Genomic DNA, 15,856 nt, shown 5'->3' with positions numbered 1-15,856 from the left:
CCACCGTTGCTGAACCGAATATCTGGAACTATCTCTGCCCGTAATTCCCGGTAAAAACTAACGCACGACCGTATCACGGGCACTCACGCGTCCCAAAACAGCACTATCGGGCTTTCCGAGTGCCCTCTACACGCGTCGCATGGGGCGGTCAACACTCTCGATGTTCGTCGGTGGGCTTGTTGTCGGCCTCGCCATCATGATCGGATTCGTGTTCTTCTTTCTTCCGGGGATATTCCTTGCAGTGTGTTTCCTGTTTTTCACCTTCGCCGTCGGCGTCGAAGATCGAGGGATTGTTGGCGCACTCAAACGGAGTTGGGGCCTTTCGCGTGGGAACCGACTGAAACTTGCCGCCCTCGTGATCCTCGCCGGCGTTATCGGAGCCATCAGTGGCATCGTCGGAACGATCTTCGATATTGCCGGGTCAGCGATCGTCGGGGAACTCATGGTGAATACGATCAACAGTCTCCTGTTCGTCCTGTTGTACGGGATAATCGCTGCAGCCTATCTGCAGGTACAGGATGACGGCCCCGACCGAGTTGATACGAGTGGTGTTTCTGAATCACTCAATAGCGTCGGCAGCTAACTAGAACCGCCACATCTGTCAGTTCGATATCCTGTATACGGGAAAATATCGGTCAACCCGAGTGCCTCTCTTGAGATGAGATATATAAAAGAATATATTCGTACTCCTACAGAATACACATATGTCCTCCATCTTCGACAGTCCAGCCGTCCGGTACGGTATAAGCTTCATCAATGCTGCGGTTATCGCTATCATCGCATTCGCTCTTCTTGAAGGAACGATCCGCTGGGCTGCGCTTGGGATCGCTGCTCTTGAGGTAGTTGTCACTCCACAGATACTGAAACACGCGGAGTAACACCCCAGCAGTATCAGACTTCGATGCAACGAACCAAACTGTATCGAAAAAGCAACAGCGACTTCCACAGAACCCCTGTTGTTTGTATCGGCGCTCCTAACGATTATTATCAAGGCCGGGGCAACTGGGTATAGAACCGCTGCACGTTCGTTACCGCAACTACTGATGACAGAGTATATATTTTTGCTACGTTCACATATAGGCTCCTACAGCCAATTCGGCTGCAGATTATAGAAATAAAGTCGACAAGAAGAGTTCTACGAGTCTCTCTGACTCGTCTTATATACCTATATTCCTTTCTCGTTCAACGACGCTGAATCCCTGTAGCTCCAGTGCCTGGTCGTGGTATCGTTTTCCGAGGAGTTGCTGTGGGACACGCCGCAGGCCGAAACGCCGGTCCGAACTGTACTCGACCTCAACGATCGATCCGGCGCCGGTGCCGTCGATGGTTGCAGTGTACGTTCCCCAGGGCTCATTATTTATTTTAATTGTGAGTTCTACGAGATCGGAGCCCTCGGATGTGGTTTCGGTTTCCGTGCGGACTCTCATCGCGGCGGACCGCAATCCGAATAGATACGAAAACGAGTAAACAGCGTCGTTAGCCTTCGTCGTTATCCCGTCTGCAACACACCACTGGAATGCGAGTATCGGCGGTCGCAAACCGGTCAGTTGCTCGATAACCGTCTCTGGAGACTTGTCTGTCTGGAGGCGAACGGTCCCGCTTGATCGAAAGACCGGCGTGCGGACGATGATGACCAAGACAGCCGCGGCGGCGACAGCTGTGAGTAATTTACTCGCCAGGTAAATACCCAGAAACAGTGCCGACACAACGATCGCAACAGATCCAGTGGCGATGCGCTCAATCCTGTGATATTGTGTCGTGAGGCGCTGAAGTTCCTGTCGCTGTCCGGATGTCTCGTTGGAGGGCATCACTGGAGATTTTATCTGGAATCTAATTACGGTATTGGATAGTCGCTGTGAGCAGATGATCGCCCCGGGAGGATCCAAGAAGTTACTAGAAGTCAATACATGCTCTCAACTGATTTCCGTACAGCGATTTTCACCTCTTAGGTGCAAAGCTAACTACTACTCTCGGCGCGAATATCTTACGCGAAGTTGCGCAAACGTTCCATCACTCTGGTACCGTTCCAATTTTCAGTAGCTTTCAGTAGCATACCGTACGAATTGGGTGCACTGCTGGACGACTGGGCCACGTCCGTCGCTACCAGTTGGATTCGACTCGGACACGGCGACGGCAGGTGCTATGACAGCCGACCCACCACCAGTGGTCGCCGTTGTCTGTTCGGGTTTGTAGGCGACAATGCCAGAGCCAAACGTGAGCCGCGTGCCAGCGTCAGAACTCGCTTCTGACGAGGATCGCGAAACAGTGCTTCGCTCACCAGCGGAACGGCCAGCTAGCACGATTTCATAGCCCCCCGTGTAGGAGGACGTGAAACCGTGGTCTAGCTCGTCCGTCTCGCTGAAGAAGACGCGAGCCACATTCAGTGCCCCGATGTAGTCCCGGTCGCCCTCAAAGCCGCACCGAGCGTTGTCACACCGGAAGTGCCCGCCCCACCAGTGTTCGTGGTGGTGGTCGGGGGACTTGCAGGTGTGGCCGGTCGAACCACACCGGGGACACGACCGGCTCGTTCCCTGTGGGAAGACCCGCTTAACAGCGAGTCCAGCACAGTCTGCTCGGTATTCGATGTTCTCGATGATGTCTCGTCGTGCCCACGACGAGAGTTCCCACGACAATGTGCTTTCGTTACGTGGTGGTGAGAGTGAGCGTAAGTCCTCGTGAACAATAGCATCTACGTCGTAGGCGAGGGCGAGGGCGAGGACTTGGTTGGCTACGTCGTGTGTTAGTTGCTCGCGTTTGTGTTGGATTTTCGCGTTCACCCGTTCGTATTCGCTGTGGATATGAGCAAACTCGTCAGTATGCGAGTGACCATCACAGCGGAGCGCCGAAAGCCGGTCGTTCAGCCGGGTGCGTTCGCGGTGGAGTCGTCGCATTTTCTCACGGTCAGTGAATCGGATAAAGTGTGGCGTGGACAGTTGCTCGCCGTCGTCAGAGACCACCACGGCAGTCATGTCTTTTCGCATTCCGGCGTCAAGTGCCAGTACGCAGTCACCGTCGTCAGTCGGCTCTGGGTGTTCGACTTCGACGGGGAAGGACAGTTCGTAGTAGGTGTCACCGGTTTTACCACGGGAGGGCTGGAACTCGGGGGCCGACAGATCGCCGTGAGCGAGCAGGTCGTGGAACGCTTCGTAGCCGTCACGCTCGTACTGTGTCCACGACCAGTCACCTCGCGTCTCCGGCGATAGTGTGTCCGGTGTTTTGAGTCGGATAGCCAGTGTCTCGTTGTCGCTGTCGTACTGATATTTGACGGCTTGCCCGCTCGTTGGGCCATCATCCGCAGAGAACGGCAATACGCCGTTGTCATACTCAGGACTGTCCTGCATCTCAAGATACGTGTCTGGATACGTGCCGTGGCGGTCGTAGTAGCTGTTGAGTTGGTCGATGAGGATGTCCACGTAGCCTGACGAGAGGTAGTCACCGTCGTCCCAGAGCTGATCTTTGATGCGACGGCGGTGAATACGTCTGATTTTGTGATCGGGCAACACGCTCTGGATGGATTGAAAGGCGTCTCGGCGGTCGGCGTGACTCCGAAGCGTTTCACCGACTTTCTGCAAGAGGCATCGTCGAAACCGCGAGGGGAGATATAGGTCGAGTTCTTCGAACGGTTCGTGCTCATTGAAGTATTTCCACGCCTGATGCGATGCGTCGGCAATACCGTCTAGATGGACTGGCGTCCAGTGGTCTTCGAGGACGTGGTTGGCGACCCGTTGCGTGAGGATCGCCAGCCGCTTGAATCGCTTGGCGTCCTCGTCTGGGAGGTGAATCGGAAGTGAAAGGTGGTCACTCATCAGGTTTCACCTCGGATTCAACAGTGTTGACGACCCGTTGTTTTTTCGACGACCGCATTCCGTAGAGTTTGCCGCTGAAGCTGGCGACAAGCTTGATGAGGTCGTCAACGAGTTCTTCCTGTGCGGATTTGTCAGTCTCGTCTTCGATGACGGTAATGGAGACGCCATAGCAGTCGAAATACCGTTCGAGATATGAGAAGCCAAAACGAGTAAGTCTGTCTTCGTAGGTGACGAGAATGCGTCCATAGTCAGCTTCTTGTATGTCACCAAGGAGTGAGTCGAGGCCACGACGGTTTTCGTTGAGGCCACTGCCAACGTCAGTGTAGGTGTTTTCGACGCTCCAGCCGTGGTCGTGAGCGTAGTCTGTGAGTCGCTCAAGTTGCCGGTCGAGATCACCGTTTTCTTTCTGTCCGTGACTGGAAACACGAGCGTAGAGGGCAACACGGTCTGTCGGACGAGTATCGCCAGCAAGTCGGCGGAGTTCCCGATGTGGAATCCGTCGTTCACCGCCCGGTGTACGGGTGTAATCGAGGTCGTTATTGCGACACCAACGTTTGACGGTCTGGGCGTGAACACCGAGTTCGTCTGCAAATTCGCCAATTGAGTACGACCGTGGCATTCAGATGTTACTGATTCCTACTTGTAGTTACTTATAGATACTTGATTCTGTAACAGTTACACAGCCCTCAGAATAGAAACAGTGCGCCGAGTGCGAGTGCGCCGACCAGCGCCAAGCTATATTTGACTCCTCGCCACAGTAATTGCCGTTTGAGCCCTTCTCGCCCATCATCAGAGATCAGAAGCGGCGTTTCATCGGTACCGATAATACTGAAATCTCCGGTTTGTACACGCAATTCACCACAGACAAAGAGGTCTTGCCCGTTAGTAATGCCGCGGGACTCGATATGAAATTCGTCAGCCGCTACGTCATCCTGATAGAGATCGACGATGTCCGTCAATCGGTCCATCGAGCAGTCACTAATCGTCGAGTCCAGCGAGACATATATAGCGTCCCAGACGTGACGGGTTACAACTGTCGGGAGTTTCGCGTTGCTCACGGGATTTCCCACTTCTAAGTCCGAAAGCGCCTCCGCATCGTAGACCTGTTCAAGCCACGAAAGGTTGAGATAGGTTTCGGAGCCATCGGTCGTGACGCCCCACTGGCCACTTTCGAAACCGGAAGCGAACGTGTTCTGCCCTCGACGGAGTTCGCCCCGGTCGGAATCATACGTATACCGGCCGGCATCCACAAACCACGCCTGCCAAAGATACGCGCCGACCGTGCCAGCGGTCGGATCGAATAACCTGTCTGCTACGGCGGCAGGTTCATCGACAAACACCCGTCCTTCGACCGCAACTGGTTGGCCATCCTCGAGTTGTGTCGCGTCGGCGATTGGGGTCCGCCATAGGGTAAGCGCCGCGTTCCCAACGACTGTCAATCGGTGAACGGCCCACACGCACACGATACTGAGCACGCCGGCAAGAAGCGCCTCTCCGACCCCGATCACATCATCTGATGGACGCGTATAGCATATTAAAATGCCTCATAGCTGAAACGATGTTTTGACCGCGGGCGAGAAGCACTGTTCTTAGTAGGATTGTTTGTACTGACCGTGGGGATCGTGTATACAAACTATTCAGTAAGCGAGTGCCTTTCGTGATCTGTGATTGGTCCTATGACACGCCGAAATCGAGAGTACACGCGAGTGTTGCTGAGAAATTTCTCGTACACTCACCAATAACAGTCCACACCTGGCTGTCTGTCAGTAACCTACGAGTAAACTCGCGGTCTATCGTCTGGGTGCCGATGTCGGTCCGATATTAATTGTCAGTTGAAACTGATTTCAAGATCGTCAGTCTGGGGATCCAAGCTTCCTATCCACGCCCGAATCGCCCCCATCGGAATTAAGTAGACAGTAAAACAAGCGGTGAGTTGAGCTCGGTATCCATCGCGAATGCAATACCCACAAGCACGAAAGTGACGGGAGCGATCACATAAATAAGCATCATATACAACTCAACGACTGGAGGGAACGCAAACGCCATCGCGTCCGCTGGCGACTTGTCTCGATACGATCGGTTGGTGATGAAGCACCGCCAGACGCGCCTCAGTTGAAACAGAACAATGCCGGCGATCGCGAGTCCGACTGATAGAGGAAGTCCCGAATCCAGATCGTAGCTGGAAGCCACAGGTATCATTACAGCCCCGATGAAGATTCCGCTGCCGATGGCCTTGCTGCCGACGAACTTTACGTTCCGCCAGTACACCGGCGGAAGCAGAGCAACCGGCTGAAGTGGGGTGGGCTCCGTGTCCCACACGTCTCCATCGAGATCATCCACTGGCTGGGGCGTGAACAGTGCAACAGAAAAAAACAGGAGATTGATTATTACTATCTCGATGAGGTATATCACAGCAATTTCGACGAGGCTCCACCGAAAGGTTACCACCCCGGTGATGAGTGCGAGATTCAGAACGATCCCAGAAACGAATTCACGGGACTCTCTGAGCACTCGGGAAGCCATTTCAACAAACCGCTTCCGGCTGCTCTCTCTCATACATTCACTCGTTTGTTCGATAGCTGTTTATTGCGTTTTCAGGTCGGCAACGCCAAAAACAACGCGACAATAAAGAGGACGGTCGCTGCTCCGATGATCGTTACAATGTACATCCCAGCAGCAACTCCAAGGCTGGCGATAGTCCGGGGCGTCAACCACTGCTCCATCGACCGTTGCCAACAATACAGACGAACACCTACCGTTCCAAGTCCTAACACCGTTATAGGGTAGGCTATGAGGACTGCGATAAATCGAAGTTCCCGAAACTGTGGATCGATCTGCGTGGAACCGATGTGAAGCACCCGCCAGCCAACAACCATGGCGACTACCTGACCGAGTGCGATCACACCGACCAGCAACAAATAGTTCACCGGGAATCGGTCAGTTGGCCACCTATCGAGTCGGGCACGAACTTCCGATACCGTGAGTGATGGGAGACACCCGAGGGCAACAATTCCGATTATTGCCAGATACTGCAGAAACGTCGTCGCGATACCTCCGATGGACGAATACGGGATCATACGGCCCTTTGAACACTGGCTAGCATATATTTCTGATTTTGAATCAAATTGGAATTGAAGCTATCGGCGCGCTCAACGAGGGATTTCGGGGCGTTGAAATCGACGCGGGTTTTCTCTTCAGCTACCGGTTTGCGTGTAAACCCTACACATATTTGATCTCCTCGCTCGGAATGCCATCATCCTCTTCAAATTGCGCCTCGCTGATGGCGAGACCCCTCCAGAAACCGGCCGCTTCGGGATGGTTCACGGCTCCCGCATCGCATAGAGCCATTTCCGACACCACGCTCTGTCGAGTATTTTTGCAGTAATATCTCAGGGTTTGGTCTCTCGGATGTGAAGGAGCGAATCCAGTCAGTCTGCCGGGATCGTCTGCTCGTCGTCGTCGAGTGCGGGGCGGCCGATCCACTGGTCAATCGAGAGTGGTCCCGCGCCGAGGGTAAACACCGCCGACGCCAGCCCGAACAGTGAGATGTGGGCCAACACCGGATCGTCGGGCAACCCGAACAGCGTCGTCGTGAACAGGACAAACGAGACGGCGGCCGCGCCGCGGGTAAAGAAGCCAGCGATCAACACCAGCCCGACGATGATTTCGGCGATCGCCGCACCGACGACCCAGAGTCCGGCATCAACCGGAACGAGGGACGTGAGACCGTATCGGTCGACGACGAGCAGCGACTGGCCGGGGGTTGCGAGTTTCTGGATCAAGCCGAGATAGACGAACGTGACCCCCATCCCGACCCGAAGGACCATCGGCACGTATCGACGAAACGGGTCGATCGTCTCGTCGAGGTATGCCTTCAGGTGATGAACCGGATCGATACGACCGTAGTACGTGCCGGCGGTGCTCGCGACCTCCAACAGCATGTCATCGGCACTCGGCCGTCCACCTCCGAGAACGAGCAAGGAAAGGAAGATCGGTACGTATTCTATTGCAATGATGACGCCGAGATCGATAGCCACGAACACCCAGCCGAAGAGCAACAGTCCGAGTGTGGAGACAATTCGGGTTCCAAGTCCGAACAGTGTACAGAACCCGAGGCCGATGAACAACACCCTGAATACAGGGTTTGCCGTCGGGTCGAACGTCAGGGCCGGCGCGAACAGGTATCCTTGAAAGCCGGCTCCGACAAGCGGAAGCCCGATCGACAACCGCAGCATCCACGGGATGAGATCGCCGTAGCTGGCGAGTTTCTCCCGGAGCACAACGATATCGGTGATCGTTGGCCGTAGCCACAGATACACAACGAGGACGCCAGCGATCGCAGTCCCGGATCCGAAGAGCACCGCGGCGTTAAACGGATCAGAGAGCACCTCGACGACGAACGCTACCGGGTCGATCCGTTCGCCCTCCCCTTCGGTGACGTAATCGACGTGTGCAGCCACCGGCCGGGCGAACAGCCACGTGAGTACGATCGAAACAACAGCCAAAGCCGATCGACGGCGCATACCACCTGTAGGTCCTGCGACTGGGTAATTCCTCGTTTTCATCTCGGCTTTGCAGCGGTAATCCAGTAACCCTGGGGCCATCCGGCGTCCTTGCTGTATCTGTCTCTTGAATTTTGTATAGGATTATTGATAGGGATTGTGGGTCTTGAGTGAGCCGTTCGAGATGTAGAACACGTGTGTAACGCTGACTTATCGGTACTCGGGCGGGCACTCCCAAAGTCGCGGGTTTAGCTGCCAGTTTTGGCGTTGCTGCCGCCCGCGGTGGCGGTCCCGGTGGTGGGATGGGCGACCGTCGGGGTGCCGGTGCAGAGGACGGTACTGTCGCGACTGCTGACGACCTCGGGGTCGAGACACTGATTGCCGCGGAAACCAGCGGATCCAGTCGTTCTCAACACGTGACGAACGACAAGCAGTCGAGTCAGGACACTGTGTCCTCGAGCGGCTGATTTTGATCGAGCGTTTCGATCGTCGGTGGTGCCTCGTTCGTGACGATGTAGGTATCGTACGAGCGATCGCCGGCAACGGACTGTCCGACGGTCAACGCGCTGATGATCCGTCCGGCGTTTTCGCTTCCGAGGAAGACGATGGTCCCCTCGTGGGTCCTGACGAACCGCTTGATGCGTCCCGCGATCGTCCCTCTCGGAGCGTTTCGATCGACGAAAATGTAGTGGAACTCGGCTTCAGGAGCCAGGTTCGCGACCTCGGCGCGAAGCGACGAGACGACCCTTTCGGCGTCGAACGGCTCCGTGTCCTCGAGCCACCCCCGCGATCTGGCGTACTCGGTGTTGTTCTTCGGGATCACGCTCACGACGAGGATATCCTCCTCGAGGACTGTCCGGAACTGCACCGCCCGTGCGAGCGCCGTTTTCGACAGCGGCGATCCATCGAACGGAACGATCAGTGCCATCAACAGGACCCACCACACGACGTGAGATAAAATACGTACCGGTGTCCGAAATCACGCGATAGCGGTCTTTCGCCACACCCGAGTTGCGACGATCGTCCGGGATACACGCTGGGGAATCAGTTCGGTCTCCCGCGTCGATATCAGTTGTCTATCTCTTTTCGAGCGAATCGGCGGGATTGACCGCGGTTACAATGTCTTCGCGGTGGTTTAATGCGATTCCAATCCCGATGAGGAGGCCGTAGGCGGCGATAGCGAACCATCCGTATCCGACGACGGTGAGGCCGGCGGCACTCATACCACCGAGTACCCACCCGAACGACACCGCGGCCCACGCCGCGAGCGCGCCGATGTACATATCGAACGGTCGACCGGTGAGCGTCGACTCCTCGAACGTCTCGAGCTGTTCGGGCGTCGTGTCGAGTTCGAATACCTCCTCCTGTTTCGTTATCAGGCCGACCGCGACGACGGTACCGGCGGCGGCGACGATGAACCACGCGTACCCGACCAGCGGCATCGTGACGTCGATTACGCCGATCGCCCACAGGGCGGTAAAGCCGGCCGCGACCGCCCCGATCGCAGCGTATCCCCGAAAGCAATGTGTTAGTATTTCTCTCACGTAATGTAGTAGATCCATTCTGATCATAATAGTGTCGATTAATGTAACGGCCACAAGGTATAAGTATAAGTACGTAGCGCTCTTATACTATATTATGAATAGACTCTCACTGAAGTTAGAGGATTCCCGTGGTGTTTCGCCTGTTATTGGCGTGATTCTGATGGTCGCGATCACCGTCATCCTGGCGGCGGTTATCGGGACGTTCGTGTTTTCTCTGGCGGACCAGACACAGGAGTCGGTCCCGAACGCCCAGATCACGATCACGGAGATCAATACCGGAACCCCCGGTAACGTGACGTTCGCTCACAGCGGTGGGGATATATTCACCGAAGACAACACCGAAGAGATTCGGGTCACCGCGGGGGGCACTGAAATAGGGACTCTAACTGGAGGCGACTTGCCGTTCGAGGCCGGTGATGAAGCAACAGTCAGTGGAGATATCGACCCCGATGACACCGTCCGGGTCGTCTGGGTCGGTCAGGACCGATCGAACGTCGTCGCTATACGCGAGGCGTAGCCGGCTTGTTTCCCCTGTCGTTCTCTCGGCCGCGCCGAACGTGACGTCCGGCCAAACAATCATATTGTCTCGGCCGAAATGGCTGTCATATGGCCCCCTCGGACACCGCCGACGACCGACTCATCGAACTTTACCGGTCGTATATCGGGGAACCGGACCGGCGGACGGACGTATATCTCGGGTTCGCGCTGTTTTTCGGAGGACTCGGGCTCGGGCTCCTCGGGTTGGTCCTATTCGTCCTCGAGCGCGCGTTCCTCGATGGCATCGTCTTTTTCGTCCGGCAGATCGCCTTCGCGATCGGCGCGATCGGGTTACCGCTCCTGTTGGTCGCCGTCGTCGTCCTGTTGCCGGCCGACAAGCGCGCGCTGTACGTCGCCGCCGGCGGGCTAGCGATCGTCCTCGCGGCGATCGGCTTTTTCGTCTCGGTATACCCTTCGAACTGGAACTACGGTACGCCGGATTACAGCCTCCACGGCGTCACCGTCTACGCCGTCGGATTGATAAGCGTCCTCGCCGCAACGGCCTCGGCGCTCGTGGGGTATCACATCGAGCGCGTCGAGGGCGGGCCGGGCGCCGAGGCGGCCGACGACGGAAGCGACGACGGCGATGATACCGCCGTCACGGACGAACAAATCCGACGCGACATCGACGAGGCGATGGCCGACACCGAAATCTCGTGGGGCGGCGTCGAGCGTGTCGAGACCGAGCGGTTACACATCACGCCCGACGAGGAGCTAGAGGGGCAATCACTGGATCAGTCATCGACGAATGTACACCGCTCTTCGAGCATCGACGACCAGCTGTCGGCTCTCAAGGGATTGAAAGGCGGCGAGCAGCGAACCGACAGCGGCAGCGGTGTCGACGATCAGGCGGCGGCGCTGAAGGAACTCCGCGAACAGAAACGGGAGGAAGAGGCCGCGAAACCCACCAGTCTCCTCGAACGAATCAAAGCGTACCTCGGGCTGTGACCGGCCTCGTGGGTCGATCCCGGCCGACCGGGAGTAGATTTAATATCTCCCGATTAGCCCATTAGGTATGGCCCGTGGCATTGACGTCGGGACGATGAACATCGTCTCGGCCAAACAGGAGGAAAGCGAGACAGTCTTCGTATCACAGCGAAACTCGTTCGTGGAGATCGAATACAGCGACATGGCTGAGCGCATGCTCAGCCGGTCGGACGTGCTCCACATCCGGAAGGACGACAGCGTCTACGTCGTCGGCGACGACGCGTTGAACTTTGCGAACATCTTCAACGAGGAGACCCGCCGGCCGATGAAACACGGTATCCTCTCCTCGGAGGAGAAATCGGCCATCCCGATGATCAAACTAATCATCGAGCAGGTGGTCGGCGAGCCCGACCGGCCGAACGAGCGGGTGTACTTTTCGACGCCGGCGGATCCGATCGACTCGGATCTCTCGACGCTGTACCACCAAAAGACCCTGGAGTCGTTCCTCGCGGACATGGGATACGACCCGGAGCCGATCAACGAGGGGATGTCGGTCATCTACTCCGAGTTGGCGGATCACAACTTCACCGGACTCGGTATCTCCTTCGGCGCGGGGATGACGAACGTCTGTCTCTCCTACTATGCGGTCCCGGTCATGACTTTCAGCGTCGCCCGCGGCGGCGACTGGGTCGACGAACAGACCGCGACCGCGACCGGCGAATCCGTCGACAAAGTAACCTCGATCAAAGAGGAGGACTTCCGGCTCGATTTCACCACAGACGCGGGGGGCGTCGAGGGTGCACTCTCGATCTATTACGACAACCTGCTCGATTACGTCATCGAGAACGTGGTCCGGGAGGTCAACGAGGAAGACGTCGAGGAAGGCCTCGACGTGCCGGTCGTCGTCACCGGCGGGACGGCGAGCCCGCCGGGCTTCGAGAAACTCTTCGAGGAGCGACTCGAGAAGGCGGACATCCCCTTCTCGATCAGCGACGTCCGGAAGGCCAACGAACCGCTCTACAGCGTCGCCCGCGGTGCGCTCGTCGCTTCCCGGACAGAAGAAGGCGACAGCGAGGCGTCGGAAAGCGAGCCAGAAGTCGAAGCCGAGGACTGAACGGACGCAGTTATCGTCGCCGCCCTGTCCCCTTTTTCCGAACGTCCGACTGCGCCTCGACCCGCTTTCGACCCGGGACGTCCGGCGAGCAAATATTGATACGCTGACCGGGCGAATCCCGATTTATGGCCGATCGAGCCCCCGATCCGAGCGAGAGTATCTGTCCGTACTGTGGGGTCGGTTGTGGCATCGAATACGAGCCCGACACCGGAAAGGCGACCGGCTGGAAGGGCCCCGTCAACACTCGCGGCGAGATCTGTCCGAAGGGCGCGGCTGCCTGGGAGATCGTCGATCACGACGACCGGCTGACTCAGCCAAAGGTTCGCGAGGACGGACGACTCGTCTCGGTGTCGTGGGAGACGGCGTTCGAACGGATCGAATCCGAATGTTCACGGATCGTCTCGGAGGCGGGCCCCGACGCCCTCGGCTTTTTCGCCTCCTCGAACTGCACGAACGAAGAGAACTACGTCCTCCAGAAACTCGCGCGTGCGATCGGAACCAACAACGTAGACAACTGCGCTCGACTGTGTCACTCCTCGACGGTCGCCGCGATGGGCGATCGGTTCGGTGCCGGCGCGATGACGAACACGCTCGAAGATCTGCGGGAAGCCGACGTCTACCTCGTCGCCGGTGCCAACCCAGCCGAACAGCATCCGATCGTCTTCCGATCGTATCTTTTGCCTTCGATCAGAGAGGGAACGGAGCTGATTCACGTCGATCCACGCACAACCGATACCACCGACGCGGCGAGCCACCACCTCGCGGTCAGGCCGGGATTCGACATCCCGCTCTGTAACGCCATGGCGAAAGTCATCCTCGAGGAAGATCTCGTCGACGAACGCTTCCTCGAGGCGCGCGTCGAAAGAGTTCGGACGTTTCGGGAGTTCCTCTCTTCGGTCGATATCGACGAGAACGCCCGATTGGCGGGTATCGATCCGGACGAGCTCAGGGCGGCTGCCCGGACATACGGTGAGGCCGATCGGGCGGCGATCTTTACGGGGATGGGGATGAGCCAACACCACTGTGGAACCGACAACGTTCACGCGCTGCTCAATCTGGCGCTTTTGACCGGAAACGTCGGCAAAGCCGGGACGGGCGTGAATCCGCTTCGCGGACAGAACAACGTCCAGGGGGCCGGCGATATCGGCGCGCTGCCCGACGTGTTGCCCGGCTATCGGCCCGTAACCGACGCGGATGCCCGTGAAGCGATCGCGGACGCCTGGGGCTTCGAACCGCCGGCGACGCCCGGGCTGACCGAAGTGGAGATGTCCCACGAATTCGGCGACTCGATCCACGGTGCCGTGGTGTTCGGCGAAAACCCCGCCGTCACGGAACCGAACGCGAACCGGATCCGGGATCGGCTCGGTCGGCTCGACTGTCTCGTCGTCCTCGAGCTCTTTCACACCGAAACCGCCGAGTATGCCGATGTCGTGTTGCCGGGAAGCGCATGGGCCGAAAAGGGAGGTACCGTCACGAACACCGACCGGCAGGTGATGCGGATGCGCCCGAACGCCGAGCCGCCGGGGGACGCACGCCGCGATCTGTCTCTCCTCTGTGAACTCGGCGACCGACTCACCGACGAACGCTTCACCTACGAGAGTCCGAAGGCGGTCTTCGACGAGATCCGAACGGTGCTCCCCCAGTATGGCGGCATGTCCTACGCGGGGATCGGAACGGGCAGCCAGCGCTGGCCCTTTCCCGAGGGCGCCTCGGAAGGCGTCGGCGTTCTCCACGCCGAGGAGTTCGCGAACGGACGCCGAACGGCCGAACTCCGGGCCGTCGATCACGTCGATCCGGTCGATCCGGCTTCCGACGACGAACTCGTGCTCACGACCGGGCGCGTGCTCCAGCATTTCAACAGCGGCGCACTGACACGTCGATCGGGGACGCTTACGCGGATGCGTGGCGAGAACGCCCTCCAGATTCACCCCGACGACGCGGACGACCGGGGGATCGACGACGGCGACACCGTCGAAGTAACGAGCGACCACGGGAACGTTTCGATCGTAGCCGAAGTCACACCGGCGATCCGACGCGGGACCGTCTTTGCGACCTTCCACTTCGCCGAACCGCTGATCAATCGACTCACGGGGGATACACTGGACCCGGTGGCGAAGATCCCTGAATACAAGCACACGGCCGTCCGGGTGACGGTGACGTCTTGAGACGCACCAGCGGTCGGGACCACCGCCGAGTGGTCCCGATCGAAGGGATCGACATGCGTCGAAAGAGCGACCCGGAACCGATCACCCGTCGTCGGTATCTTCGCCGGAATGGACGGCGAGATGCCCATAGAGCTGTGCCCGCCGGTCGAAGGTCTGTCCACAGACGTCACAGACGAAGGCCTCCCCGTCCCCTTCGGCCGCTTCGAGTGCCGCAGCCAGTTCGGGATCGGGCTGTTCGACGCGGACGACAGTCGGTTCGGGGACGCTTTCGCTTTCCTCGGCGGACGCTTCGAAGACGATCTCCATCGATGGGTCCTCTGTGGCCGTCTCGACGGTTACCGAGTCGATCCGGGCCGCCTCGGGTGCCCGAGAGAGGGCTTCCCTCCAGGTCTCGACCGTGTGTCGTTCGCCGTGATGGTCGACAGAGACGCCGACGTATCCGCACGCGCTACAGGTGGCGGCCGACCGGTCGCCGAGGGTATATCGCTCCATCGGGCTCCCACAGCGGGGACACTCCATAGTCGGTGTTACACGGGCGGTGAAAAGAAGCTATGGCCGCCGGCACGCCGGTATCGATTACCCAAAATCATACACGAATTTATAAGTATGCTTGTCGAAAATTACGCACGATGACCGGTGCGACCCGACGGCGACTGGCGCAGGAACTCGCGGTCGTAGCGGGGTTCGAGGACCCGCGCGCGCCTCTGGAGCAGTACCACACGCCGCCGGATCTGGCGGCCCACATCGTCCACGTCGCCGACCTCCGGGGCGATATCGAGGGCCGAACGGTGCTCGATCTCGGCTGTGGGACCGGGATGTTGGCGCTCGGTGCGGCGCTTCGCGGGCCCGAGCAGGTCGTCGGACTCGATATAGACCCCGCGCCGCTTTCGACGGCACAGGAGAACGAACGGCGAGTCGGCGCGATGACCGAGGTGGCGTGGGCCAGAGGCGACGCCACGGTCGCGCCGTTTTCGCCCGACAGAACGGTGACCGTCCTCATGAACCCCCCGTTCGGCGCCCAGTCCGGCAACGAGGGGATCGACCGGGCGTTCCTCGAGACCGCCGCCGAAGTCGCGGCCGTCTCCTACTCCGTCCACAACGCCGGCAGCGCGTCCTTCGTCGAATCGTTCGCCGGGGACAACAAGGGGACGGTCACCGACGCCTTCGCCGCGGAGTTCGAACTCCCCAAACAGTTCGATCACCACACGACCGAGTCCCGGTCGATCGACACCGAGGTATTCCGGATCGAGTGGCGCTGATC

Annotated in this window: 17 protein-coding genes; 7 read left to right on the top strand and 10 right to left on the bottom strand. The window is 58.4% G+C overall.

Features of this window, described 5'->3' with window-relative positions; genetic code table 11:
* Positions 1 to 139 precede the first annotated feature (139 nt).
* Both KM295_RS13375 and KM295_RS13370 read left to right on the top strand, forming a co-directional pair.
* Entirely contained in the window at positions 140 to 583 is a 444-nt protein-coding gene (locus KM295_RS13375; RefSeq protein WP_256030460.1) for a DUF7847 domain-containing protein, read from the top strand.
* Positions 584 to 704: 121 nt separating this feature from the next.
* Complete coding sequence (locus KM295_RS13370; RefSeq protein WP_256030459.1) at positions 705 to 878, top strand: hypothetical protein; 174 nt, start codon at positions 705 to 707, stop codon at positions 876 to 878.
* 279 nt (positions 879 to 1,157) lie between these two features.
* Here KM295_RS13370 and KM295_RS13365 read toward each other — a convergent pair whose 3' ends face one another.
* From KM295_RS13365 to KM295_RS13325, 9 genes are all read right to left on the bottom strand, one after another.
* Positions 1,158 to 1,808, bottom strand: coding sequence for a hypothetical protein (locus tag KM295_RS13365; protein ID WP_256030458.1), 651 nt, complete (start codon positions 1,806 to 1,808; stop codon positions 1,158 to 1,160).
* 225 nt (positions 1,809 to 2,033) lie between these two features.
* The gene (locus KM295_RS13360) at positions 2,034 to 3,806 is read right to left on the bottom strand and encodes a zinc ribbon domain-containing protein (RefSeq protein ID WP_256030457.1); all 1,773 of its coding nucleotides are present in this window, start codon (positions 3,804 to 3,806) and stop codon (positions 2,034 to 2,036) included.
* Entirely contained in the window at positions 3,799 to 4,425 is a 627-nt protein-coding gene (locus KM295_RS13355) for an IS607 family transposase (protein WP_256030456.1), read from the bottom strand. Before KM295_RS13355 ends, KM295_RS13360 begins: the two co-directional genes overlap by 8 nt.
* A 67-nt stretch (positions 4,426 to 4,492) precedes the next feature.
* Positions 4,493 to 5,314, bottom strand: a complete 822-nt coding sequence (locus tag KM295_RS13350) for a hypothetical protein (protein ID WP_256030455.1) — start codon at positions 5,312 to 5,314, stop codon at positions 4,493 to 4,495.
* A 397-nt stretch (positions 5,315 to 5,711) separates the two neighbouring features.
* Positions 5,712 to 6,362 (bottom strand): DUF6498-containing protein, encoded by a 651-nt coding sequence (locus KM295_RS13345; RefSeq protein WP_256030454.1) that lies wholly within the window; start codon positions 6,360 to 6,362, stop codon positions 5,712 to 5,714.
* A gap of 38 nt (positions 6,363 to 6,400) precedes the next feature.
* Positions 6,401 to 6,883, bottom strand: a complete 483-nt coding sequence (locus tag KM295_RS13340; RefSeq protein WP_256030453.1) for a BCCT family transporter — start codon at positions 6,881 to 6,883, stop codon at positions 6,401 to 6,403.
* 351 nt (positions 6,884 to 7,234) lie between these two features.
* Positions 7,235 to 8,329, bottom strand: a complete 1,095-nt coding sequence (locus KM295_RS13335) for a DoxX family protein (protein ID WP_256030452.1) — start codon at positions 8,327 to 8,329, stop codon at positions 7,235 to 7,237.
* Between the two features lie 418 nt (positions 8,330 to 8,747).
* On the bottom strand, positions 8,748 to 9,236 hold the full coding sequence (locus tag KM295_RS13330) for a universal stress protein (RefSeq protein WP_256030451.1): 489 nt from the start codon (positions 9,234 to 9,236) through the stop codon (positions 8,748 to 8,750).
* Positions 9,237 to 9,384: 148 nt separating this feature from the next.
* Complete coding sequence (locus KM295_RS13325) at positions 9,385 to 9,852, bottom strand: hypothetical protein (RefSeq protein ID WP_256030450.1); 468 nt, start codon at positions 9,850 to 9,852, stop codon at positions 9,385 to 9,387.
* Positions 9,853 to 9,883: 31 nt separating this feature from the next.
* Between KM295_RS13325 and KM295_RS13320 the strand changes: the two genes are divergently transcribed.
* The 4 genes from KM295_RS13320 to fdhF all read left to right on the top strand — a co-directional run bounded on the left by KM295_RS13320 (position 9,884) and on the right by fdhF (position 14,595).
* Positions 9,884 to 10,369: a type IV pilin N-terminal domain-containing protein gene (locus KM295_RS13320; RefSeq protein WP_336272832.1), complete on the top strand. Its 486-nt coding sequence runs from the start codon at positions 9,884 to 9,886 to the stop codon at positions 10,367 to 10,369.
* Positions 10,370 to 10,458: 89 nt separating this feature from the next.
* Positions 10,459 to 11,337: a cell division protein CdpA domain-containing protein gene (locus KM295_RS13315; protein WP_256030449.1), complete on the top strand. Its 879-nt coding sequence runs from the start codon at positions 10,459 to 10,461 to the stop codon at positions 11,335 to 11,337.
* A gap of 67 nt (positions 11,338 to 11,404) precedes the next feature.
* A complete protein-coding gene (locus tag KM295_RS13310) occupies positions 11,405 to 12,430 on the top strand; it encodes a disk-shape morphogenesis protein volactin (RefSeq protein ID WP_256030448.1) in 1,026 nt (341 codons plus the stop codon).
* Positions 12,431 to 12,555: 125 nt separating this feature from the next.
* Positions 12,556 to 14,595 carry a formate dehydrogenase subunit alpha gene (fdhF, locus tag KM295_RS13305; RefSeq protein WP_256030447.1) on the top strand — a complete coding sequence of 680 codons (2,040 nt, stop codon included), beginning with the start codon at positions 12,556 to 12,558 and terminating at the stop codon, positions 14,593 to 14,595.
* A gap of 81 nt (positions 14,596 to 14,676) precedes the next feature.
* On the opposite strand, the gene KM295_RS13300 is transcribed toward fdhF, so the two are convergent.
* Positions 14,677 to 15,114, bottom strand: a complete 438-nt coding sequence (locus KM295_RS13300; RefSeq protein WP_256030445.1) for a C2H2-type zinc finger protein — start codon at positions 15,112 to 15,114, stop codon at positions 14,677 to 14,679.
* A 110-nt stretch (positions 15,115 to 15,224) separates the two neighbouring features.
* Between KM295_RS13300 and KM295_RS13295 the strand changes: the two genes are divergently transcribed.
* Complete coding sequence (locus KM295_RS13295; protein ID WP_256030444.1) at positions 15,225 to 15,854, top strand: METTL5 family protein; 630 nt, start codon at positions 15,225 to 15,227, stop codon at positions 15,852 to 15,854.
* The last annotated feature ends 2 nt before the right edge of the window (positions 15,855 to 15,856 follow it).

This window comes from Natronomonas aquatica (genome assembly GCF_024449025.1).
In the GTDB taxonomy this organism is placed as follows: domain Archaea; phylum Halobacteriota; class Halobacteria; order Halobacteriales; family Haloarculaceae; genus Natronomonas; species Natronomonas aquatica.
This window is presented reverse-complemented; position numbering and strand designations above follow the sequence as displayed.